21 protein-coding genes are annotated in these 22,701 nt (G+C 52.8%); 14 read left to right on the forward strand and 7 right to left on the reverse strand.

Translation table 11 applies throughout. From position 1 onward, the window contains the following. The first annotated feature begins 69 nt into the window (after positions 1-69). The gene (locus A4G99_RS03120; protein ID WP_066139334.1) at positions 70-2,772 is read left to right on the forward strand and encodes a type IV secretory system conjugative DNA transfer family protein; all 2,703 of its coding nucleotides are present in this window, start codon (positions 70-72) and stop codon (positions 2,770-2,772) included. Here the strand turns inward: A4G99_RS03120 and A4G99_RS03125 are convergent. Beyond that, positions 2,769-3,287 (reverse strand): helix-turn-helix domain-containing protein, encoded by a 519-nt coding sequence (locus A4G99_RS03125; RefSeq protein WP_066139338.1) that lies wholly within the window; start codon positions 3,285-3,287, stop codon positions 2,769-2,771. The genes A4G99_RS03120 and A4G99_RS03125 overlap by 4 nt on opposite strands. Positions 3,288-4,838: 1,551 nt before the next feature. On the opposite strand from A4G99_RS03125, the gene A4G99_RS03130 reads away from it, so the two are divergent. The 3 genes from A4G99_RS03130 (at position 4,839) to A4G99_RS03140 (ending at position 6,608) form a co-directional block, all read left to right on the forward strand. Then, positions 4,839-5,138, forward strand: coding sequence for a hypothetical protein (locus tag A4G99_RS03130; RefSeq protein ID WP_150123021.1), 300 nt, complete (start codon positions 4,839-4,841; stop codon positions 5,136-5,138). A gap of 241 nt (positions 5,139-5,379) precedes the next feature. Further along, positions 5,380-5,898 (forward strand): hypothetical protein, encoded by a 519-nt coding sequence (locus A4G99_RS03135; RefSeq protein ID WP_066139342.1) that lies wholly within the window; start codon positions 5,380-5,382, stop codon positions 5,896-5,898. A gap of 122 nt (positions 5,899-6,020) precedes the next feature. Continuing rightward, positions 6,021-6,608, forward strand: a complete 588-nt coding sequence (locus A4G99_RS03140; RefSeq protein ID WP_066139350.1) for a DUF3267 domain-containing protein — start codon at positions 6,021-6,023, stop codon at positions 6,606-6,608. A gap of 111 nt (positions 6,609-6,719) precedes the next feature. Here A4G99_RS03140 and A4G99_RS25020 read toward each other — a convergent pair whose 3' ends face one another. The 3 genes from A4G99_RS25020 to A4G99_RS03160 all read right to left on the reverse strand — a co-directional run bounded on the left by A4G99_RS25020 (position 6,720) and on the right by A4G99_RS03160 (position 9,459). Beyond that, a complete protein-coding gene (locus A4G99_RS25020; RefSeq protein ID WP_150123022.1) occupies positions 6,720-7,142 on the reverse strand; it encodes a hypothetical protein in 423 nt (140 codons plus the stop codon). A 1,329-nt stretch (positions 7,143-8,471) separates the two neighbouring features. Beyond that, positions 8,472-9,038: a SprT-like domain-containing protein gene (locus tag A4G99_RS03155; protein ID WP_066139358.1), complete on the reverse strand. Its 567-nt coding sequence runs from the start codon at positions 9,036-9,038 to the stop codon at positions 8,472-8,474. Between the two features lie 22 nt (positions 9,039-9,060). Then, positions 9,061-9,459, reverse strand: a complete 399-nt coding sequence (locus A4G99_RS03160) for an SWIM zinc finger family protein (protein WP_190303673.1) — start codon at positions 9,457-9,459, stop codon at positions 9,061-9,063. Between the two features lie 205 nt (positions 9,460-9,664). Between A4G99_RS03160 and A4G99_RS03165 the strand changes: the two genes are divergently transcribed. The 3 genes from A4G99_RS03165 (at position 9,665) to A4G99_RS03175 (ending at position 11,709) form a co-directional block, all read left to right on the forward strand. After that, positions 9,665-9,922, forward strand: a complete 258-nt coding sequence (locus tag A4G99_RS03165; protein ID WP_066139360.1) for a transcriptional regulator — start codon at positions 9,665-9,667, stop codon at positions 9,920-9,922. Positions 9,923-10,307: 385 nt separating this feature from the next. Next, a complete protein-coding gene (locus tag A4G99_RS03170) occupies positions 10,308-11,177 on the forward strand; it encodes a ParA family protein (protein WP_066139431.1) in 870 nt (289 codons plus the stop codon). Between the two features lie 127 nt (positions 11,178-11,304). Continuing rightward, positions 11,305-11,709, forward strand: coding sequence for a hypothetical protein (locus A4G99_RS03175; RefSeq protein ID WP_007979299.1), 405 nt, complete (start codon positions 11,305-11,307; stop codon positions 11,707-11,709). Positions 11,710-11,722: 13 nt separating this feature from the next. Here A4G99_RS03175 and A4G99_RS03180 read toward each other — a convergent pair whose 3' ends face one another. Then, the gene (locus A4G99_RS03180) at positions 11,723-12,106 is read right to left on the reverse strand and encodes a hypothetical protein (protein WP_223301671.1); all 384 of its coding nucleotides are present in this window, start codon (positions 12,104-12,106) and stop codon (positions 11,723-11,725) included. A gap of 599 nt (positions 12,107-12,705) precedes the next feature. Here A4G99_RS03180 and A4G99_RS03185 point away from each other — a divergent pair. Next, complete coding sequence (locus A4G99_RS03185) at positions 12,706-13,572, forward strand: hypothetical protein (RefSeq protein WP_066139363.1); 867 nt, start codon at positions 12,706-12,708, stop codon at positions 13,570-13,572. Between the two features lie 276 nt (positions 13,573-13,848). Here the strand turns inward: A4G99_RS03185 and A4G99_RS03190 are convergent, their stop codons facing one another. Next, on the reverse strand, positions 13,849-14,289 hold the full coding sequence (locus tag A4G99_RS03190; RefSeq protein WP_066139368.1) for a helix-turn-helix domain-containing protein: 441 nt from the start codon (positions 14,287-14,289) through the stop codon (positions 13,849-13,851). A gap of 133 nt (positions 14,290-14,422) precedes the next feature. Here A4G99_RS03190 and A4G99_RS03195 point away from each other — a divergent pair, with 133 nt between their 5' ends. After that, positions 14,423-15,274, forward strand: a complete 852-nt coding sequence (locus A4G99_RS03195; protein ID WP_190303675.1) for a geranylgeranylglycerol-phosphate geranylgeranyltransferase — start codon at positions 14,423-14,425, stop codon at positions 15,272-15,274. Between the two features lie 247 nt (positions 15,275-15,521). Beyond that, on the forward strand, positions 15,522-15,839 hold the full coding sequence (locus A4G99_RS24255; RefSeq protein WP_082837693.1) for a hypothetical protein: 318 nt from the start codon (positions 15,522-15,524) through the stop codon (positions 15,837-15,839). 235 nt (positions 15,840-16,074) lie between these two features. Here A4G99_RS24255 and A4G99_RS03205 read toward each other — a convergent pair whose 3' ends face one another. Continuing rightward, a complete protein-coding gene (locus A4G99_RS03205) occupies positions 16,075-17,412 on the reverse strand; it encodes a cytochrome P450 (RefSeq protein WP_066139377.1) in 1,338 nt (445 codons plus the stop codon). A gap of 116 nt (positions 17,413-17,528) precedes the next feature. Between A4G99_RS03205 and A4G99_RS26820 the strand changes: the two genes are divergently transcribed. The 4 genes from A4G99_RS26820 to A4G99_RS03225 all read left to right on the forward strand — a co-directional run bounded on the left by A4G99_RS26820 (position 17,529) and on the right by A4G99_RS03225 (position 22,701). Beyond that, on the forward strand, positions 17,529-18,662 hold the full coding sequence (locus tag A4G99_RS26820; RefSeq protein WP_223301672.1) for a transcriptional regulator FilR1 domain-containing protein: 1,134 nt from the start codon (positions 17,529-17,531) through the stop codon (positions 18,660-18,662). 504 nt (positions 18,663-19,166) lie between these two features. After that, on the forward strand, positions 19,167-19,412 hold the full coding sequence (locus A4G99_RS03215) for a hypothetical protein (RefSeq protein WP_066139383.1): 246 nt from the start codon (positions 19,167-19,169) through the stop codon (positions 19,410-19,412). 346 nt (positions 19,413-19,758) lie between these two features. After that, positions 19,759-20,622, forward strand: a complete 864-nt coding sequence (locus A4G99_RS03220; RefSeq protein ID WP_223301673.1) for a hypothetical protein — start codon at positions 19,759-19,761, stop codon at positions 20,620-20,622. An 864-nt stretch (positions 20,623-21,486) separates the two neighbouring features. Then, on the forward strand, positions 21,487-22,701 hold the full coding sequence (locus A4G99_RS03225) for an orc1/cdc6 family replication initiation protein (RefSeq protein WP_066139389.1): 1,215 nt from the start codon (positions 21,487-21,489) through the stop codon (positions 22,699-22,701).

Below are 22,701 nucleotides of genomic sequence, written 5' to 3' on the forward strand. Positions count from 1 at the left end.
CCCCCGTTTCCCGGATGGTTCACGCCATCACGTCGGTGCAAGTCCGACGCCGGGGCTTGGTGATTCACGATGTTCAACAACCTATTCGGCGGCGACGAGCCCGACGATGAAGACGACGACACACACGCCCAGAACACCGATCGCGAGGACGAGATCTCCGATGAGCTTCGCACACCGACGGGTGAGCCGTATCAGATTACGCCAACCGGGAACGATCGAATCGGCGGCGCCGAGGTGCTCACACACACGGAGGAAAACGACGTCGTCGCCGGCCCGAAGGTCCGCCAACTGATCGAAGGGTCACGCGACCGCCCTAAGGGGCCGCTGTGGATTGGCTACAACGACAGCGCCCAGGAAGGCTTTCGCGAGGTCCCGGTCGAGTTCGGCTCGCTCTTTCAGCACAACTGGGTGTGTGGCACGACCGGCGCCGGGAAGACGACCGAGCTCCTGAACTGGATGGTTCAGTTAGCGTACGCCGGCCACGGGTTCGTCTACTTCGACCCGAAGGCACGTGACTCAAAGGAACTCCTCCAGCTGCTCCCGGAGGACCGCCTCGATGATGTGGTCTGGATTGAACCCGGCGACGAAGACTTTGAGCGCAACATCGGCATCAACTTCCTCGAAATCCCCGAGACGGATAGCCAGGTCGAACTGGAGCGGGAGATCGAGGACCGCCTGGAAAATCTGAAAGCGATTCTCGACAACGACGACTATTGGGGCCCACGAATGCGGGCGATTACCGAGAGTATGGGCCGCGCGATGATGAAATCGGACAAAGACTACTCGGTGATCGATTTCTACTTTGTGCTGCTGAACCAGGAGCGCCGCGAACAGTTCGCCGAGGAGGTCGAGGACCCATACATCAGGGAGTTCGTGAATGAGATTGCGGAGATGGACGACGACGCCGTTCGCCCCCTCCTGTCGCGAGTGAAAAACTGGGTTGAGAACGGCGTGATCCGCCGGATTATCGCCCAGCGTGAGAGTTCGATTGACTTTCAGAACATCATCAACGAGAACAAGATCGTGATCGTCCGCACGCCCGTCTCGAATCAGGACGTCAAACAGATGATCACGCTCGGGGTCATGCGGCCGATTTGGAGTGCCGTCCAGGACCGATCTTTTGAAAACGACGACAACGAGCCGTTTTTCGCTATCTTCGACGAGTTCGACGCCATCGCCAGTAACAACCTCGACGTGAAGAACATGCTCTCACGCGCCCGGTCGATGCGCCTCTCGGTGACGATCGCCTGCCAGTATCCGGAACAACTGAACGAAGTCGGTGTGTTGAGCGCCGTGAAAGCAAACTGTAACAATCGCGTGATCTTCCGGCTGCCGAACGACGAAGACGCTCGTCCCGTCGCGAAGCTGTTCAAAGGGTACACAGAGGAAGACCTTATGGAAACCGAGAACTACCAGGTTTGGACGAAAATCCCCATCAAAGGCGGCACGCAGTACTCCGACCCACTCAAGATTCACACCTTCGCGCCGTATCCACCGCTCCGGTCGGAAGCCGATGCCGAGGACGTGATTCGCCGAAGCCTCGAACGGTATGGGAGCCCGCCAGTCACCGACGCCGAGATTCAGCGCGAGCTTCCCTACGGCGACCTCCAGGAAGGCACCACGCCGACCACCGCCGCGGAGATCGACACCGCGAACGACGAGCGAACGCGGGATTTGGCACTGAAAGCCGTCTTCGACACCTCCATTCGGGACGGCAACCCTGGGGGTTTCGTCCCGATAACCGCCTGTCTCGACCGCCTCCAGCGGTACCTTGCGGTGAGCAACGGGTTGGAAACGAGTGGAAAGGCATGGCGCCACGTCTTCAAGAGCATTCCCGAAACGCACCTCGCCCACGAAGAACGCGACGGGGACATGTTCGTCAAAGTGCTTACGAAGAGCTTCATGCAAGTCGGGGACAACGAGAACGACGGGAGCGCCGAACACTGGGCGCCGATGGAAGATGCCTACGTGCCGCTCACACAACTCGGGTTCATCGTCGACATTCCGGCACAGGACACCAGCGACATGCCCGACGCGACCGCAAGCATCGAGGACGCGCTCACCATCCCTGAGAACGCGGACAACGAGGAGATCGCTGACGCCGTCGCGCGGTACCGAGAGTATCATCCGCTCCTCAACCGCCTGGCTGGAACGAAGGACGTCTACATCGAAAGCGAGCACACAACCGGGGATAGCCAACCCTCGCAGACAGTCCGCAACGTCATGCAGGCGGTGAATGAGGGCCGGCGGTGCTTGCTCGTTTCCCGTGAAAAGACGGCCAAGCGGGTGCATACGACACTGCTCCAGGAGCCGAAAGGGAGCCACAAAAACCACCCAGTCGAAGGCGAGCGGCGCTTTTACACACTGACGAGCGGCGTCACGATCGACGGCGACGCCATGACTCGCCCCGGGAGTTCGGATAACGTCTGGGTGTACGAGGAGAGCAGCGTCGAGTACGTCCTTCGCGACGACAAGGGAACGGAACACGCCCGCTTCGAGAGCGCGGAGGCCATCTTCGAGGACGAGACAGCCTACCCGATGGGCGGCGATCGGGGAATCAAGGCGCCGATCATCCCCGAGTACGACACGGACATGCTGGACATCATCGTGGTCAAAGAGGACGCGAAGACGCCGGCGGACTTACTGGTTTATCGGGAGGACGGGGACCACATCCCGCTGGATATGCTCGTCGACCAGGAGGCAGAGCAGCAAGCGGAGAGCACCGACGAGAGCGACAAAGGCGGCGAGGATATCATCGACGCGCTTCGCTAATTCACGCCGAGCAGCTCACGCATTTCGGCGACATTCTCGTCACTCACTGCATCGCTTTGGGACGCCAACAGGACAAGCGCCTTCTTGATTTTCTCCTGGTCGTCCAGCTGATTCTCGACTGTTTCGAGCCGATTCTCGACAGCACCAACCCGCGCCGCTGTCTCGGCGGTTGGCGGTGGCGTCAGCGCCGTGTCTGTCTGCTTGATGAACTCCTCGGCGAACTCGGTCAGTCGCCAGATCCGAGCCGGACGGCCACCCCCAGCGGGGTACTCGCGCTCTCCTGTATCCTCGATTAATCCCCACTCTTCCAGCGTCACCAAATGGTGGTTAGCGCTCCCTGTCGGGACGTCGGCACGCTCGCGAAGAACGGATGTATTCAACTCGGTTTCATCGCTGCTCGCGAAGGCCGCGAGGATGCTCCGGCGGTGCTGGCTCCCCTGGTCGAGCTTCCGCTTAATGGTCTCCATTTTGGGCCCGTGATACGTATCGTCAGTGATGGAATTGTCAGCTGGCATAACCGGTCACAAGCAAGGATAACGGAGTGAGACAACAATAATATTCCGATTGTACCAAGTTGGTTTGAGATTCCCGAAGGAAAGCCATGGGAAACAACATCGGAGAAAAAATAACGAGAAGAGGGGTCAATAGCAGAAAGGTGCGGGATGTGATAGGAAGAAAAGCATAGGAAATACTGGAGTGTCGAGCAGGGCGGCACCCTCTGAACCGAAGTGAAAACAACACCCCACAGTACGAGTGAAATGGCACCCCAGATGGGCGCAAAAATGGGCACCCAACAGAAGCGCGAGAGACGGCCGTCAGGACGGAGGAGTACCGGGAGGTCCCACAGCATATAGTGGACAGTCCGCCGGGCACGAGGACACCGAGAACGGTGAGAAAATAGCCCGAGCAACAATACGCGAAATGGGACAGTCCTGGGAAAGAAAACAAACAGAAATCCCTCCGTGAAGGCGCCAGTTTCCGAGGTGAAAAACGAAACCCCATGGAAGCACCGAAATGGGACAGTCCCACAGACGAGTAAACACACAAATAAATCCCCGAAAGGGGACAGTCAGGCCCGCTACGTACCACAGACATGCGAAAGGAAGCCGACAGCTGACAGTCAGCGGAGCACCACGAGGAAAACACCTCATGGAGGAACGCGGGACAGTCGACAACGCGACAGTGGGAGACAACTGGCTCCAGGAGAAGACAGCCATGCGAAGGGCTCCGACAGTCCCGCCATGCTGCAGTACGTCCTCTGGGTGTGGGATAGATCTTCCAAGATACGAAATGCTACAGCGACGATCTGGCGGCGTCTCACAGCAACCGAATCCGAGAATGCTATAGCACAGTTAGGGTGCCAACAATCGAAGCCGTGGGGGTGCCAAGTTTTCAGAAGCAGTAACCGCCAGAATGCTGAAGCCCATCCTCATAACAGTACGAGGCGGCACGCGAGAAACGTCACGTGGGACTGTCGAATTGTGGTAGCTTTGATGAAAGGGTGTTGAGAGCCATGTCAGGCGCTAAGCACCCAGAAGCAGGCAACGAATGCCACCTAACTCCGTTTTTGCTGATCCGCGCAGGAAGACCAGCATCCTTCTATACAATGGAGAAGGGTTTAAATTTGTGAGGTCACCCAGCAATAGTGACCTAGTGGATACCGCCAGGCCAGCACTAACCCAGGAGCAGCGAGGAACTGTCGAGTAGCAGTATCAGTGAGGATAGGATGTTGGTGGCCATGCTGGTCCACCCATCACCCTAGAAGGAGGAGCGTTGTGCTCCCGCTTCAAGCTTTGCTAGTCCCCGTGGAAAGACCAGCACGTCCCCATACGAAGTCTATAATCTTAACTTTATTACATTACCTGTCAGCAGTAGTTTAGTAGACATCCAACCAGCAATATCTCGCGGGATCAGAGGGACTGTCAGCCGTGCCGAGAAGGGGAGATTGTCCAAGATTACAACGGAAGTCCGGTGTCCCCTATGGTCGACTGTCACTCGAGCTGGAGACCGTTTCACTTCTACTCCCTATGGAAGAGAATTGGATGCTCTCCATCCGTTGTTCTGGTATGCTCCGGGAGACGGTGCTCTTCGACGCCCTGCATAGTGAACTGGCCGCGATGCTTGATGACCACCGGGAGATCGATAGCGACCGTGTCGCGACGACCATCCTCGAGAATGACGGCCAAAGAATGCTCACTATTGGGATTGTCGGCGACGGCCTCGATGGGAACGGAAGCCACCACGTCGACCGTCAGCGGACAGAGGGGCAAGTACCCGAAGCCGTCCAGGGGCTTGGGCCCGAGTTCTTCACATGGATGTATCTACGCTACCGCTGGGTTTTCGAGCCGGAGTACCGTCCTGAGTGACGTCATGGTCGACTGTCGACCGAGCTGGAGAACAGATGAAAGACGGTGTGTCTCCCAGCCGACTGTCAACTGTCGGTACGTCAGCGGGATGGACTTAAATGTATAAACACGGTTGTCATACAAGTCGTATATTTGGCACCCCGTTATCTGAAGCCGACTGTCCACCATTCACCGAGGCGACATTCGGGCAATCTGCTCTTAGGGGTAATACTTTAGCCGCCGTCTCTCATCACAATCATTCATGTCGCAAATAAACTTCAGAGAAACCGCCCGGCTGAAAGTCAGCCGATTAGCGGGATATACAATCCAGATCCTTCTGATGGGAATGTTCTTTGGTTGGATCGCAGCAACTCCCATGCCAACTCTCATCAGAATGCTGGAGCAGCAAGGTTATTCGCCGATGATGGCGGAACTAAGCGCATTTTTGTTCCATCTATCGCTGTACCCCATCTTTGCGATTGCCGCCACAAGTGTGTTCAGTGACCGGAAGAACGGACAGTCACTGTGGGGCGCGTTCTGGACTCGTCCCCTTCGTTCGCTATTTGGTATTCCAATAACCTTTGCCATGCTCTGTTGCTGTGCCGCATTTGGGATCGGATTTGGTGGGGCAGCATTTCAAGCTAAGATACTCACCCCCAAGTGGTGGTACACTAGTGTGGCCATGGCTGGCGTCACGCTTTTTGCCGTCTGGATGACGGACTTCTTCTACGAGATCATCTACGGCGAACAGTCCGAGCAAGAACTTGCCAACGCCATCTAGAGACGGACAGAGCGATCCGTCTCAGCAGGTCGTAGATCAGAATTAGGCAAGAAGCAACGCTCCGAGCAGGGACAACAGCACGCCCAGCGGAATGGGTTTGGCGAGTGAAGCACCACGATCAAATGACCTACGACAAGCCTCTCAACTACGAGTCGTTTGAACCCTCATGGAGTGTTGGCCCAATCTTTCCGCCAGTCATGGGGGTGATGTGGGTGTTGTTTGTGCTTATCGACATGGGTGCGTTTTTGGTGTTTACAACTACCCACTCGCTCACAGATTCGCTCCCGATAGCGATATTACCGCTCATAACGGTCTGCACAACCTATTTACTCCATGAAGGTGTGCTTGCGCTGGTTGGCCAGTGGTATGGCTGTGAGGTATCGTTTGGGATCGATGTTGAGCGCTGGAGTGCGACGCCGTATGTCGTCACAGCTGGCCGGAAAACCCGCACCCAGCAATTCGTAATCTCGCTTGCACCGTTGATCCTCCTCGATGGTATCGCGATGATCGTGATTGCCCTGAGCAGTCTGCTCTCGGTACCATGGTTGCTTGGTGTGATCGTCTTCGCCACGAATACGTTCGGGTCGATTCAGGGCATTGACTCCGACATTGCGACCGTATATCGACTCTGGCAGCTCCCACCCACAGTACAGATTAGGGATCAAATGGGTGAACCACGCCAGTATCTTCGATTGCAGACCGATGGGTGAAATGCAATGTGCTACCCATTCGATGCAATAATCGGCATCATCCACTGCCTCATGTTGCACTAAGCGGGTGTGGAGGGACTCGCGATTAATTTCAAATTACTCTACTCGAAATCACGTGTGGTCACAATTCTGCGCCAGTAATTGAAGGTCAATCTCCCTCTCTGAAGAGACGAACGTCGCATAGCTGTTCTTTGCACAGTCCCGTCCGGTGACTTTCCACTGCACTGTTTTCTCTAAGGCAGGAGTCATATCATCAGTGGCAACTCGCAATTGATACGTTGCCTTTGGCACCTTCATACCGAGTTTCTGAACCATCCCGGGATCCAGTAGAACCGATTCTCCGGCTTGGTCATTGCCAGTATCAGTATCGGTTAGCTGTACCCATGCTTCGATATTTTCGTCAGTGGTATTCAAGATATGAATTTGAACCTGAATCTGAGAATTGAGTCCCGATAGTGACTGACACCCAGTTAGAGCGGTTAGCCCTCCAGCGGTGACAGTGAGCAGCCGACGGCGAGTGACAGAGGAAACCATATACAGATATATGTGTTATTTAGTAAATGTCTTCTGGTGATATTCACTGACAACGTGGTGAACCATATTCCCTTAACAATCAACTTACCCATCTCCACTGCCGCTTATACTGCCCACAGGAAGTCAATCACCGAAATCGGCCAAATTCGAGAAGTTGACCTCGCTGCTGTCGCACGTTCTATTTCGGTTATCAAACCAATCACGTATTTTGAAACGGGCCGAAATCACAGAACGGAGACTACTTTTTTGCCAATTGTTCGGGGCAGCCAAATTCGATTGACGAAACCAACGGCAGTTGGTTCGCTAAATATGTACACCGGTCGCCATTCAAGCCAGTGATGGAGGTGGAAACCAGAGGCGGTAGCGGTACGGCCGCTATGTATCTGTGACTAGTTTTACCCGAAAAAAGTTTACGCTGTTAACAGTGTGTATATGATTATTATAGCTCCTGATAAAGAGATAAGAAGCCCAAATACCTGGTACATTTTGACTCCTCCACCGTTCATTTTCATGCTTTTGTCTACTCCCGGCCAATTTCGAAGTCTAAAAAGAAATTGTGGGTATTTTATCCATGGTAGTCCGAGAAATATGAGAACAGCTCCAAACAATAGATTTCGAAGTATAATCCATTTCATTATAGACTCACTTCGATTTTTGCTCTTATGAATATTTTGTGCCTGTTTCAATTGTATCATTTTTATGAACGCAACACATTATATGGTGTCAAAGTAAACAGGTGTCTGCAATTAGGCGGAAGCTCGAGGAAGGGTTTGAATCTGGTGGAGACGTCCTACGGATTGCACACAGATCGGTTCGGGGGTCCCGAGGGCTGGTTACTTCCACTTATGGAATTAACCGGCAGGAAATCAGGTTCAACCTTCTTGTGTGTCCTCGCCGATGAGGACATTGTCAATCGCATCGAGCAGACTACCGGATGGCACTTCTAGCTTGGTAGCGATTACTGCCATTAATTCCCACGCTCGTTGACGACGATCTAAACCAAATTGTCTAGTGGGTCATCGCTAGCCAAACCAGAAGTGAATACACCGAAGTTAGTATATTATACTAACCACTGTTAGCACTTGTACCACCGAAAAACGAACGAATGATAGAATGGGGAGGGTAGAAACGTTCGCGGAAGTCAGTGAGAGTCAGCGAGGAAGTCCGTTACCCACACATCAGGGTGCGGTGGGTGCAAATCACCCATCACAAGCACCGCATCAGGAGCAGCGAGACGATGGCCGCACGGACTCACATGGACCCGCAACGGACCCGCCACCGTCATCGTCCCAATAACTCGCAGACAGCGCGGACAGCGGTACTTCTGCGTCATTCGGTGGCCTCCTCGACGCGGAGCGACCCGCCGCAGTCGCCACAGCTGTAACTCTCAGGCTGTTTGACGACCTTCGAGCGTCGATAGCGGGCGATCTTCCCGCTGCACTCCTCGCAAATCACCCACCAGTTCGGCGATGTGAAGCGCTCGCAGTGCTGGGTTGTGTCGAGCGCATCCGTCCACCGCTTGAACGTTCGCCCGTGGTCCGCTTCCCCGAACTCGTGATACTGCCATGCGTGGATCAACTCATGACGCACCGTCGAACTGAATTGCTCCCAACCGTGTTGCTCGAACGCGTCCCATGCGAGCGAGATCGTTATCTCGCCGGTCGCAGGGTCGTATTTCGTCGCTCCTGCCGACCGCTGTCGTCGGTGGGACACCTCCCATTCAATCGCTTCAAAAGGCAGATCAGGAAAATACTCAGTGGCGACGTCTACCGCATGCTGTTGCGCGCGGTCGAGCAGCCCGCGCTTCGTCGTTGGTGTGTCGTCGCGTTCGGTCGTCTCCGCGCACTCGCTCAGCGTTCGCTGGGCACTATCGGACAGCGTTGTTTGGCGTGACATAAATGAAAAGAGTGAGACGGGATTAGTTCGGCAGTTCTTTGCGACCCGTCCGCACGCACGGCCAACACGGGAAGCCATTCAGGCCGTCACAGTCGCACTCTGCCGATTCAGTATCGTCTTCGTCCGTCTCGTCGTCCGATGGGAACGCCGTGAGCGTCCCGTCATCAGTCGCATTCTCGACGGCAGTCATGTGCTTGCAGAACGCGCTCCGGTGGACGTGATGCGGGCAGGTACACGCCATTGCTTCGCCCGTCACGTCGTCCAGCGTCACGACGTATTGATGCTCAGCGGGATTCTCGTGGCTTTCATTGGTCACGTCGACCTGTCCAGGGGCTTCGAGGCGGAAGCCGAACTGTTCCCACTGCGCGCGTTTCTGTGCCTTCTCGTCAGATTCAAGTTCCGTAGGCGATTTCGTACTCATGGGTTTCTAGCCGTAGTTTGTGAGAAGCCCACTCCCGCGCTGTACCAGCAGCGCGGGGAATTCTGATTTCCCCCGAGGGGAGCGACCTTCTCACCTATACCTATGGTGGCATGGGGCTTAAAACTTCCCCATTCCGACTCAGGCATAGGCCTTATCATGTTAGGGCACCAATACCGGTATAGGAATGGTCCCCAAAACACGAGCCATGGCCAACGAGAAGGAACGTAACCCAAACCGCAACGAGGACACCGGTCAGTACTCCGCAGGGTACACTCCTGATGACGCCCTCGACGCCCTCCGCGAGCTTGGCGGCACAGCGGGAACTGCCGAAGTCGGTGAGCAAATGGGCTGTGCCCGCCGGACAGCGTACAACAAGCTCAAGGAACTCTATGAGACCAACCGAATCGACTCACGGGAAGTTGGGAGCAGCCGTCTGTGGATGCTTATAGACGATAAAGAATAGCAGTCGCTCTCGAGAATTAACAGCGAAGAGAATGGGCATGAAGCCCGTCCTCGCGGGGATCGGTATCCGCGACGATGTGCGAGATCTACTCGCGCGTTCGTCACGAGCGTAGGACAACAACAAGTCTCCCACTTTTGTGGGAACCACTGCCAAGTCAGAGGCACATCATCCTGCTTTCGGTTCAATTATCGCCAGAAAATCAGTCGTCAGTGTCGCCCTTATCGACGCTGAAGAGTGCGAAAGGCACCTCTCGCCTTGAATCGTATTCGACATTTTTAGGCCCTCTATCGCCCCATACCACGCCTATGTGTATCCACATATCTATACACAATGCTTAAGATAAATTTATACACAAAGCGTTAGCTATGTTTAGATGGTGATCCCAATGACGGAAGAAACAGACTCTCAACCAACACACACCGTTGCAACGTTCGTTGACAAAGGCGGCGTGGGAAAAACCACAACTACCGCCCATCTCGGCGTCGCACTCGCACAGCGAGGATATGATGTACTACTCATCGATCTTGCTGGAAAACAAGGCGATTTGAGCAAGCAGTTTGGAATCACGCCAGATCCCGATGCGTGGCCCGACATCTCCACCGTGTTCCGCGACAAGTGGAAGGAAATCACCGAAAAACTTCCCGACGTAGTTGATGAACTCGTGACCCCAACCGGCGAAGGTCCCGATCTCATCCCAGCAACAGAAGCACTTGATGGTCTTGATGCCGAACTCAACTCAGTTGACAACGCTCGCGAGCGATATTCCCGATTCGATCAGTTTCTCACCAACTCGATCGACGGCCGCTATGATTTCGTACTGATCGACCTACCGGGAGTGACGAATAATGTCACACTCAATGGGTTATGGGCTGCCGAGAATGTGATGGTTCCTGTCCGTCCAGGTCCCTTCGAAGCTGAACAAGCCGCCGCACTCCAAGATGATGTTGCGGAGATTAACGACCAATTCGACCTCGCTATTGAACTCACGCTCGTCATTCCAAACGAGGTTGATCTCCGAACGAAGCTTGGCAAACACTATGTCGAGGCATTTGCCGACGAGTACCCAAATGCAATCGGCGAGCATATTCCATCAAGTCAGGACATTCAGAATCAACAGAAACGTGGTGAGACAGTCTTTGCACTCGAAGAACCATCTAAGACAGCCCATCGTGCGTTAGAGGCGTATGAAGCGAATGCAGAACTCCTCGAGACACGTGTCGGTAAGTCCACTGCCAACACTCCATCAGTGCAGTAAAAATGACGCTCCATGATCATCAGCGCCACATAGAAACCCACAGTTGAATCCACATATGGATACACATAGGAAAGCACTTAGAGATACACATGGGAAACCACATGAGAATACACATAGGAGATCATAAATGGTAGACGAAAGCGATCTTGATAGCGATCTCAAGGCTCTGAAAGAAGAAACACAGGGAGGGAATCGAATCCAAGACGTAGCGAAAGAAGACGCGTATCGGGAGTTTCAGGAGGCGGTCGTGGAGAGCTTGCACAACCGATCGGCGAGCGGAACGAATCAAACCGTCTCAATATGGGACAAGGAACTTGCCGCACTCACTGACGTACTGAAAGCGAATCCTGAGTTGTTGGACCGAGTTGGAACAGAGCTCGAAAATGAGCTTGGACGACCCACATCCGAAGATGAACAGATGACACGGGGAGAGCTGTTAGGAATGTTTGTTCGAGTTGGGATGCAAGAGGCTGACCCAGAGTTATTTGAGATGTGGCGAGATGCTGTTGCTGACTGGGTTCGAGCACCCTAAGCAGGAAAAACGTTCAAAGATTAGGATTCGTCAGCACTATTTTCGGCTTTCTCCGGGTCGAGCGCTTCGAGTTCGTCCCGCGAGAGATTACCAGCGAGAAATTCTCGTCCAAGGTCAGATAGTTCGAAGGTTCCGCTGTCGTGTTGTACCAGTAATCCGGCATCTCGAAGCGTTCGAGCCGTCTCCCAGTATACGTTCGGTTGTAGTCAATGTTACAAGCGAGGACTTTAGCCGTCACTTGGATGTCATGGTCCGATAGAAAATCAAAGAGTGGGTAGTCTATTTTTGCAAACCACGAAACTCGCTTGACCATCTGTTTGAGACAGTCGGTTCCGACACAAAAGTCGGTAACATCCATATCCATCCTATCGTCGTTCAGTGAGAAGGGTATCACCATACGGTGATTAGATTTAAGTCGTACAATTAAATATATTGTACCAACGGCTTAGCGCGGGCGCTCTGCGTCCAAAAGTACGAGCGGACGTGTGTCTACAGCACACGCCCGCGTTAAGTCCTGAACCGCATATGTCACAACGCACGATACCCCCAAGGAACTTTCCCTCCGGTCGAACCGAGACGACTCAAACACGACTTACTCACCAGTGGGACCAGTCCACGCCGAAACCCAGCACGCTCGACGGACTACCCGAAGACATCCAGACAGTCCTGTATTCCGTTACAGGCGATTCATCTGTGAGCGTCTGTCACCTGATGAACATCGACGGACAGCCGCTCTGTGGCTGTCGTGGATCGTTCTCCCAGCTCGCAGTTGAAGAAGCACGTTCGCAGATTGACCGTCTCTGTGAGAATTGCCGCATCCAGTACGATGGCGCGCAGCGGACTAGACCTTGCCCGAACTGCCACATACCTGTCTGCATGAGTGCTTGGCCACAGCACGTTCGGGGGTGCGACGGCGATGAGTAGTCTTGGTTCCGCCGACATCGGACACTTTGGTCACTCCCTGGATTGTGGGAACGGTTTCGGAGGAGAGAACTGATGTCTATCGGACTCTCACCCGAGGAAGTCGATGAAAACACGGTATCGGATGAAGACTTTGCCGCTGCGATGGGAATAGACGGAGTAGAGTCGAATACGTCGAACCCGGTCGTGTCCAAGTCGGATCACGAGCAGAAGCTCCCAAGCCGGGAAACGATGTGGACGGTGATTCAACAGCAGGCCGAGCAGATCGATGCGCTTGAAGAGCGCGTTGGTGAACTCGAAGTGGACGCTGAGAAAGCCAGTACAGCCCGAGAGGATCTGGCTGCAAACGCACACGAAGCGAAAGAAAACGCGGAGAACGCGCGAGAGGTCTCGAAAGCTGCCACGGCAAAGGTGAACCAGCTCGAATCTGAAATCGAAGACGACAGTAATTCGTCGAACACCACTGGACTGCCAGGTGACGTAGATCCAGCCACATCCCCGCTGGATCTGTACACGAACTGTTCGCCGTACCAAGTGAAAAAGCGGCTCGTGGACAAGAAGAACAAAAAGAACTCGTGGCGTGCGGTAACAGCCGCTCGACGATGGAACGAATTCGCCACGCGGCGGAAAAACGGCTCAGGTATCTTCTGGACGCGTGCAGATCTGAAAGAAGCGATCACCGCTATCGATGGCGAGAAACCACACGGGACAACCATTACCCGTGTCTGGAACGCGCTCGTTGAACTCGGAGGGTCGGACGTGACGGTCAAAGAGCGCCGTGTGAGTCAGAAACAAGAGAAAATCGAAATCGTGGCGATGGACATGGACACGGCGGAAGGGCTGAATGAAATGCGGTATCACGAGTTCGATCTCCTTGAGGATGGCACGGTCACGGGTGGAGTCACACCCGTTGTGACCGGACGTGATGGTAGCGGGGTGTGAGAACGGCGAGAAAATAGAACCACATTGAAAGGTTGGACGGGACGTGACATGTAGACCGCCTCTGGTTTCAGCTTGGGGCGGTTCCTCACGTCTCCGACGCCTTTTACTCTAGTCACAACTACGGAAGAAGGCCCTTTTTGTTCAGTAGTAGTGTAGTGGTATGTTACGGCTACCTCGTGGTTTCGCTCTCGTGTCCGGTCACAACAGGTGTGACTCGTCAAATCCGTAATGTTTCGTCGGATCGGCAACGCGTTCGCGGTCAATCCGATAATGGAATCAGTTGACGCGAAGATGCGAAAATTGAGAAAAGACCATATCTGTCCAAGCATCCAACTCGTGCTGGAGCCACTGTTTGGTTTCCGGAAGCGACTGGGCCTCGTAGAGGTACTTGATACCGCCATTGTCCACCGTTCGCGGATATCGCTCAACAAGATCCTGTTCGAGCAGCGGTTTCAACTGCTTGCCAACCGTACTCGAGTCGCGGTCGAGAATGTCAACAATTTCAGCAATTGAGCAGTGTGGATGGTCGAGAACGGTCAGATACACCCGAAACTCGGCTTCGTTGATGCCACAAATGGTAGCCATCGCACCTATCAGCTCTAGCTTGGGGTTCTCTACCAGTAGTTGCTGAAATGCTTGGGATCGTTCGGATGCGTCCTCATCTCGGTCATCAGCGAGTCCATCCTTTCGTATTATGTCGCAGCCAGACTGATCCATGCATAAATTATCTAGTGACAATTAATAGGCTTTTCCGACACACCGACGTAAGCGCGCAATGAGATCTTGTCAGTTCGAGTGTGACAGCGTGCGTTTCGTGCTGTTTATACTGACGGCAAAGAAAGCCCCCAGCGTGTCGCATGCAGAGCGGGTCAGTGGACTCATCGAACTTACTCGGCCAGGGAATGCGATTGCCTCCGGCGTGCTGACGTTCACGGGCGCGTTCGTTGCGGAAGGCAGTGGAATACTTTCACACCTCGGCGCAACCAGTGCCGCCACCATCACAACGATTCTCGCAACCGGAGCAGGAATGGCCATCAACGACTACTTTGACCGAGATATTGATCGGATCAACAACCCTGAGCGACCAATCCCTCGTGGTGCGGTTGCTCCGAGAACGGTACTTGGCTTCAGCCTCGTCATGTTTGCCGTCGCTGCTGGCTTTGCTCTCATACTTCCACCGCTAGCGATGGGAATTGCAATAGTAAATCTCGTCGCGCTCGTCACTTATACAGAATTCTTCAAAGGGCTGCCGGGTGTCGGGAACCTACTTGTGTCGTATCTTGGTGGGAGTACATTCCTCTTCGGTGCCGCTGCTGTCGGCCAGTTGAGCCCTGCCGTGGGTGTTCTCTTTCTCTTAGCAGCACTATCGACATTCGCCCGTGAAGTGATTAAGGACGTTGAAGATCTCGCGGGAGACCGGGAAGAAGGGCTGAATACACTCCCGATTTCCATTGGACGACGTCCTGCACTATTGATCGCGATGGCGGTGCTGCTGATCGCGATGGTTGCAAGTCCAGTGCCGTATTTTATTGGGACGTTCGGAATAGCGTATCTTGTATTGGTTACACCGGCAGTGTTCGTGATGCTCTACTCTGGCTATCAGAGTTTCGACGACCCAACGGGTGGTCAGTCTCTATTAAAATATGGTATGTACTTCTCGGCAGTAGCATTCATTGGTGGCCGACTGACTCTCCTTTTGTGAAAATACCGCTGGCTCTGTTGAAACTAATATATAGTGACTATTTGAGTAAGTCGTGCTGAATAGAGAGGATGTATGGAACACTGCAACTGTGTTCAATTCACCGTTGAACGGCTGTATTGAACGTTCGAATACTCGAGCGTAGTTAACGTGAAGTGACCAATAACTGCGCATGCAAAACGCGTTCTGATGACCATCTACTCCTATTGATTGCCCGAACAAATTTGTTCAGTAACCACTTGAGATACCCATGGTTAACCCACCACGCGTCACACTGACTGTAGAAGAAAGCTATCCGACTGATTCCAAGTGTGGGTATGTTCGAATTCATCTGGATGATATCACTACACTTGAACTCCGTGCTGGGGACGCCATTACCATCAAACCCGAAGGTCAGCGACCTCTCTCTGGATTCGCGATTCGTCGGCTCGATATAGTTGACGAGGGAATGATCCGAATCCCAGAGGTGCTTCGGGATCGTCTTGATGTCTCTGTTGGTGACACGGTTACTATCGCTCATGAAAAGTACAGTCTCACTCCAGAGAGCCTGGATAACGATATTCTGTAACGCTAGTTAACCACCCAATGGCAGGCGACCGATTCACAACCAAACTACACCATTTTTGATTATGTCGTTTCGTTGCGTACACGCTCTGTCTCTACCGATTCGGGCAGCCACCATATGAGGCAGCTCCCGTGGTGGATACGCGCTCTGTATTCAGCACGCTACTCTCATCACGCTCTGAGGAGTTCAACAGAGTCATACCGTCGTCAAAGACCGAACGAAAACCAACTACCACCGATTATCGCCGTTTCAGCCACATCGGCAAACCAGCTTGAGTCTGGAGGGTGAGTCCAGGTTCAACCGCTAGCTCATCTTCCCCCTTCCATTCAAATTCCCAGTCTTGTCCGATTGTCGCGAGCACGAGTGTTGCTTCAAGCAGAGCAAATTCACGGCCAACACACGCTCGGCGTCCCCCACCAAACGGCATATAGGCATGCTCTGGAAGCTCATCTTCTAGATTTGATTCCCATCGATCCGGCTGGAACGAGAGCGGATCATCGTAGAATCGTTCGTCACGGTGGACAGCGAGAATACCCAGATGGACTTCTTCATTAGCGGGCAGCTGATAGCCGTTCACATCAACCGTTCGAGTTGTTTTGCGAGGAATAGTGTGTATCGGCGGATAGAGTCGCATTGTTTCTTTTAGAATCCGACGAGTGAGCTCCAACTCATCAATATCTGCTTGAGTAGGCGAATCGCCATCCAGAACAGTATCAACTTCGTCGTGAAACGCCTCTTGGAGATCGGGATGTGTCGCAAGTGCGTACCACGCAAACGCGAGTGCCGAGGCAGTCGTTTCATACCCCGCGAAAATCATCGTAATCATCATCCCCTCAACTTCTTCCTGACTTAACTGGTTTTGACCAGTCCCATTGCGCGCGTTGTGGAGTTTCGAGAGGAGCGTTTCTGAGTGAGATCCCCTGTTCGCATCAGACGTGCGCTGTTCTGTCAGTAGTTGCTGAATTTCGGTGCGAAGTCGTTCCTTTGAGTTTTTGAAGCTGTGTCGTGATAGAGTTGGTACCCAGTTCGGTAATAACCACGATGTCGGAGCGAACCATCCGTGAAGGCCATCGGCTGCGGTTCGGAGGTCGTCACCTTCACCCGGTTGGAGTTCTCGTCCAAATAAGGTAGCGAACAGCACTTCTAATGTGAGATTCTTCATTTCGGTTTCCATGTCCAGAATCTCTCGATCCAACCATGTATCGACACGTTGCTGTGTCGCCTTGACCATCTGATTACTGTATTTTCCGACCTGCTTTCGGGTAAAGAACGGTTGAAGCACGCCTCGCTGCCGACGCCACTGGTCACCTTCTGTCGCAATCACGCCGTTCCCGAATGCAGTCTGAAAATCGTCGCTCTTCCCGAAGGCATCGATTTCGGTCACGAGAGCCTGTGTAAAGTAGTCCGGATGAGCCAGGACAAATACCTGCGTACTCGGGAGTTTCATTTGGTAGATATCGCCACACTCTTCGATCGCCCTATCAACAAAATCGAATGGACTCTGGGCAAAGTCGATGGTGTGGCCAATAAATGGGTGACCATCGGGAGTTGGCGGTTGGCGAAGATCTGATTTCATAGTATCGTATCCTGCGAGCCTACAAATAAATCCAGTGAGGTTCTACCGCGATCATGCTTCTGTATTCACAATTTACACCCTGCATGGATTAAATCACAATTCTATAAATGATATGGATGAAAGCTACTGTCGGAGATGCTACTATGACTACTATGGACTACCGAGCGACAAATCCACTCTCTGGAGAAGAACTTGTCATTCGGGAAGTTATTAATGAGACTGTCGATACAACTCGTCATATTGTACTTCGTAGCGTCCAGACGCTTTCGGAGCCGATCGTCCAAGACATTCATGACGAAACAGATATTGTTCGGCAGTCGATCTCAAATCATCTTGCAGCTCTTAGCGATCGTGGATTTGTGAATCGGCATGACGAGGGAATTGAGATGACTGGTGGTGGTATTCTGTTTCTTGATATCATCGACTCGTGCCTTACCACAATTCCGCGGCAGGAATTGGCATATTGCACTCGATCAGACCATCCAGTACCAGTTTTGGCAGCGGTTTCGAGCAAGCAAGTCCATGTAACCGAACTTCGCACAGAACTTGAGGATCCACCCTCAGATTCGACACTCAGGCGTGTTTTGCAGCATTTCGCTGAGAACGGTTGGGTAGAGAAAATCAGTGGTGAGTATCAAATCACAGCCACCGGAGAGCAAGTACTGGCTGCATATGATGAGTTGGCAGCATCACTCACGCAACTCATCGAAAAGGCCCCATGGTTTCAGCGGCTGCCACCGGAAGATGCGACCGTACCAATCCAAGCACTCACTGATGCTAATTTAGTTGTCTCAAACCCGAGTAGTCCATCATCGGTGCTTGCAACTGCACTCTCCCTCTATGACCGGAATATTGATCGGTTTCGTGGTCTCTGCTCTATTTACAACTCTGTCTTATTCAAAACCTACTCGACTATGCATAAGCTAAATATCGGGCCAGAATTTGAAGCCATCCTTGACCGGCCAACCTTCATGAAGGCCGTTGAATCAACTGACTCTCGATATGTGGTTGATGAATCAGATGATCCAAACTATGATCCGCTTGTTCTTGATCGGTCTCATACGCTTGGCATCGGTATTTATGATTCTCGAAAGGTAGCGATTGGCGCATACAATAAATCCGGCAAAGGGCAACACATTGCAATGATCGTCAGTACAAACGAACAAGTTGTCGATTGGGCAACTGATCTCTATGAATCGTATCGTGCAGAGGCAAAACGACCTTCTGAAATTGAACCAATCCTGCCGTAGCACCGGTTATATCCTCTATTACGGTGCTTTTCTAGTGTCCCTCAATTTCTCCAAGATATCAGCGTCTTTTTCTTAATCTCACACAGATTAACATTGGTAACGGCGGTGCAAATAATACATCCCCGTGAGAAGCGATAGCCACGCTGGAGATCGTTTCGTAATCCGAGATCCTGGATACATCGTCGTGTAACGCCATGCAGAGGGCACATGATGGTCACATCGCTCTCGGATCAATGTCGGCGGTGCGCAAATCAGCGAACACGTGGCCCTAATCACTCGTTCGCGGGCGCACCAGCCATCTCTGGCGTATCATGACCAAGCAACAGGCCAATGAGTATGTCCCAGAGTAAGCGAAGCATAGAGACCAGTTCTTGTAAAGCTTCCCCGCTGTCCGACGCGCAATGCCAACTAAACCAGTGGGCAAACAGTCCAGATGAGAACCCTTCGAGTTCGTCCACGAATTCCTCCACACAGTCAACAAGCACTTCACAGAAACAGTCCTCGATGGCGTCAATCGACGAACTCGAACTGTATCCGTACCGTGATCCAGAGCAGTTGCAGACAGTCTATGACGAAGTTGGAACAATCGCCGGTACTGCTGCCCACTTCGACGTGTCAGATACCACCGCCCGTATATGGTTGATTCACCATGGGATCTATGATCCCGAAATACAAGGAGTGGACTCTGTTGCTAATCAGCTGGAAGAGCTGTCACCCGAGGATCTTGGGCTCCCCCCGTTGGGGGAATAACGATGAGAGCGATGGATTCAACGCCGTACGTCAATACGAGAGACGGAATCCGATGCTCGCAGCGACTCGCTTCAATTGATTTTCGATTGAGAAATGACCGTATAGGTCATAGGTTTGTGCCACTGGTCGAGAGATGTACAGCTAAGCTAGGTGAACATCAGCGCCAAGAAATGTCAGCCTCGTCGGAAGCCAATGGGTGTCCTACCACCCGCTCCCTCCGACGTTTCCACAACTGTCGTTTCTTGCTCAGTCGGCAAAATATTTCGGGTTACGCTCATAGTCGTAACTCCGTGTATGCTAGTCTGAGTGGTTCTGAGATGAATCAGCGTGTCACCCGACACGTCCAATGAGTAATTCAGCAACACACGGAACGACCCAACAGCATCGGAATGCAAACAGCCAGCAGCGCGATACGGAAAGAACACACCAAGAAGTTGAGGAACGACTCGCATCGTTTGAGGCACGGCTAGATCAGAAAGACGAACAAATAGAATCGCTCCAGCAGCGCGTGGAGATGCTGGAGCAAGAACTAGCCGACGCACGAAATCGTGTTGACCACGCCAAGGCCGTGGCCGACGCTGCGATTGGTCATGTTCAGAACCTCCACAAGGAACTCAATTCACTTCGGAAGGGTCAGCAGGGTATCAACAAGACACTCTGGGAAGACCGTGATAGCCACGATGGAACGGGGAAAATCAAGTCGTTTAACTCTCGAATCTCCGATTTAGAACACGATCGAGTTGACGTAAGCGACCTCATCAATTCAGATGCAACCCACGACCTCGAAATTCAACGGAAGACGGCCGCACGACTGACCGCTGAACGGGAAGACACCGACTCACCTCTGTCGGGGAACAAGCATCGGATGACGTTCCTCTGGCGCGAGTTCATCGAATCAGCGCAGAAGACGAAAGGCGGGAAGCTGGAACTTGATTCGTCGGCGTGCCGTCGTCGGTTGGAACACCGCGCCGGGATTCACGATCCGAACACGAACACGGTGCAGCGGTCGATGAAAATGCTGGCGCGCCACACGCGGCGAGACGGTGGCGTGAGTGGGTCAGGCGAGTGGGACGACGAAGACAACCTCGTTCGCTTCGAACCCGGCGAGCGGGGTGGACAGATTGCCCGGTTGGTTGCTAACGCAAACGAGTTCCGTGAGTTTGCTGCCGAACAGTCACGGACCGCACTCGAACAGGGAGGTGACGAGTAGCGATAATTACACTGTCGTAATTATCCCTCGAACGCGGGGCGTAATCTTGCCCCGAAGCGGTTCCGGAGTATCCCTCCACAGATGACAAGGGGGGCGCAAATTGCGCCCCCCTTCGATGCGGAACGAACGGTCGACTACTGTGGAGTGTAATTACTCTCACTTTTCTCACCGCACTTGTGAGGTGGAAAAAGTAGGGAGAACAGCTATGACGTGATTACGGTTCACTTTCGGGTGTTAATTACGACAGTGTAATCTTGATGGGCACGGTACCGTCGCATCATCACCATCCGTCGTTGCTTTGACGATCAAGAGACACCCTTCTATCAGTGAGACGAAAGCCGCCCTCGATCTCATAGAGACAGCCCCTCATATGCAGTCGTTCGATAATATCCGCGGCTGCAGACTGATTCAGACGAGCTTCTCGGCGAGAATGGTAGACGTCTGCTGCTTGAGGAGAAAAAGTACGTTAGTATATTATACTAACTGACGAAGTCTATGAGATGACCTCGCTAGACACCACCCGTTCCAGTGTCCGTAGAGATAGCCGAGTCTTTATAACTACCCCCACCCCTCGGTTCCAGTGTTTTCTGCGAATTAAGACGGTTGCCTTCTAAAAGAGTGCTAGTGACTAAACCTAAACCGGTTTTCTAAATATACTACGGGTATGGTTTAACATGCTTTGGCATAAAACTATCGTCATCTAGAGTGCTGATCGAGTCTCAGGTGTTCAACTGAGTGACGAAGACACTGGAACCGAGGGGTGCCTGTGTTTTTAAAAGCCATCGGCAAATCGAGAACATTGGAAACACTGGAACGGGTGGTCGCAGGTTTTATTACTGATTCGTGAATGCAGCTAACTAACGCATGCCCCTTCGCTTCGCCCCCGACGACCATCCGTTCAACAATCGAGACGCGCTGAAAAGCGACTATACACCAAACGAACTCGTCGGCCGAGATGACGAGATGGAAAACTACCACGCTGCCCTCCAACCCGTCATTAACCGCGAAGACCCTGACAACATCTTCTTGTACGGCAAAACCGGCGTCGGCAAAACGGCAGCAACAAAATATATCCTCGAAATCCTCGAAAGTGACGCTAGCAAATACGATATTCCTGTCCGCTCGGAATACATCGACTGTGACAACGCCGATACCAGCTATCGAACCGCCGTCAAACTCCTCAACCGGCTCCGCACTTCAGGTGAAGAAATCAGCGAAACAGGCCATTCCAAATCCTACGTCTACGATCAACTCTGGGTCGAAATCGACAACCTCGAGGGCACCTTTCTCGTCATACTCGACGAAGTTGATCACTTGAAAGACGACAGTATTCTCTATCAGCTTTCTCGTACTGGCGAGAAGGAGACACTCCAAAGCACGAACATCGCCGTCATTGGTATCTCGAACGATATGACATACCGTGATTCCCTCTCACCAAAGGTTCGTTCGTCGCTCTGTGAGCGATCAATCCAATTTCCACCCTATGACGCCGAAGAACTCCAAGCGGTACTCCAGCAGCGAGCAGACGTCGCCTTTCTCGATGATATATTGTCTGACGACGTGATTCCTCTCTGCTCTGCGTATGGAGCACAAGAGTCGGGAGACGCTCGGAAATCCCTTGACCTACTCATGAAAGCTGGCGATATTGAACGCCGGGAGAACGACGGGAAAGTGACTGCAGAGCACGTTCGACGCGGTCGAGAGGAACTACAGCGTGAGGAACTTGCTAACGGTATCGCGAATCTTAATGAACACGAACGACTCGTTATCTATGCTCTAGCGACTTTTGAAGCTGAAGGGAATACTCCAGTTCGCTCGAAGAATCTCTATGATCGATATCAGAAACTTGCCGAGCGGACGACAGATGCTCTTACAAGTCGATGGATGCGTGACCATCTCGATGAAATGGATATGCTCGGGATCGTCAATACGTCAAAACAGAATTTAGGTATGAGTGGTGGTCAGTATTGGCAAATCTCTCTTGCAGCTGATCTACAGCTCACAGTCGATGCAATAGAAGATATAATCGAGTTCACAGGTACTCACGAATCAATTCGAGAGTACGTTGATGATTCCTGA

Source organism: Haladaptatus sp. R4, assembly GCF_001625445.1.
In the GTDB taxonomy this organism is placed as follows: Archaea; Halobacteriota; Halobacteria; order Halobacteriales; family Haladaptataceae; genus Haladaptatus.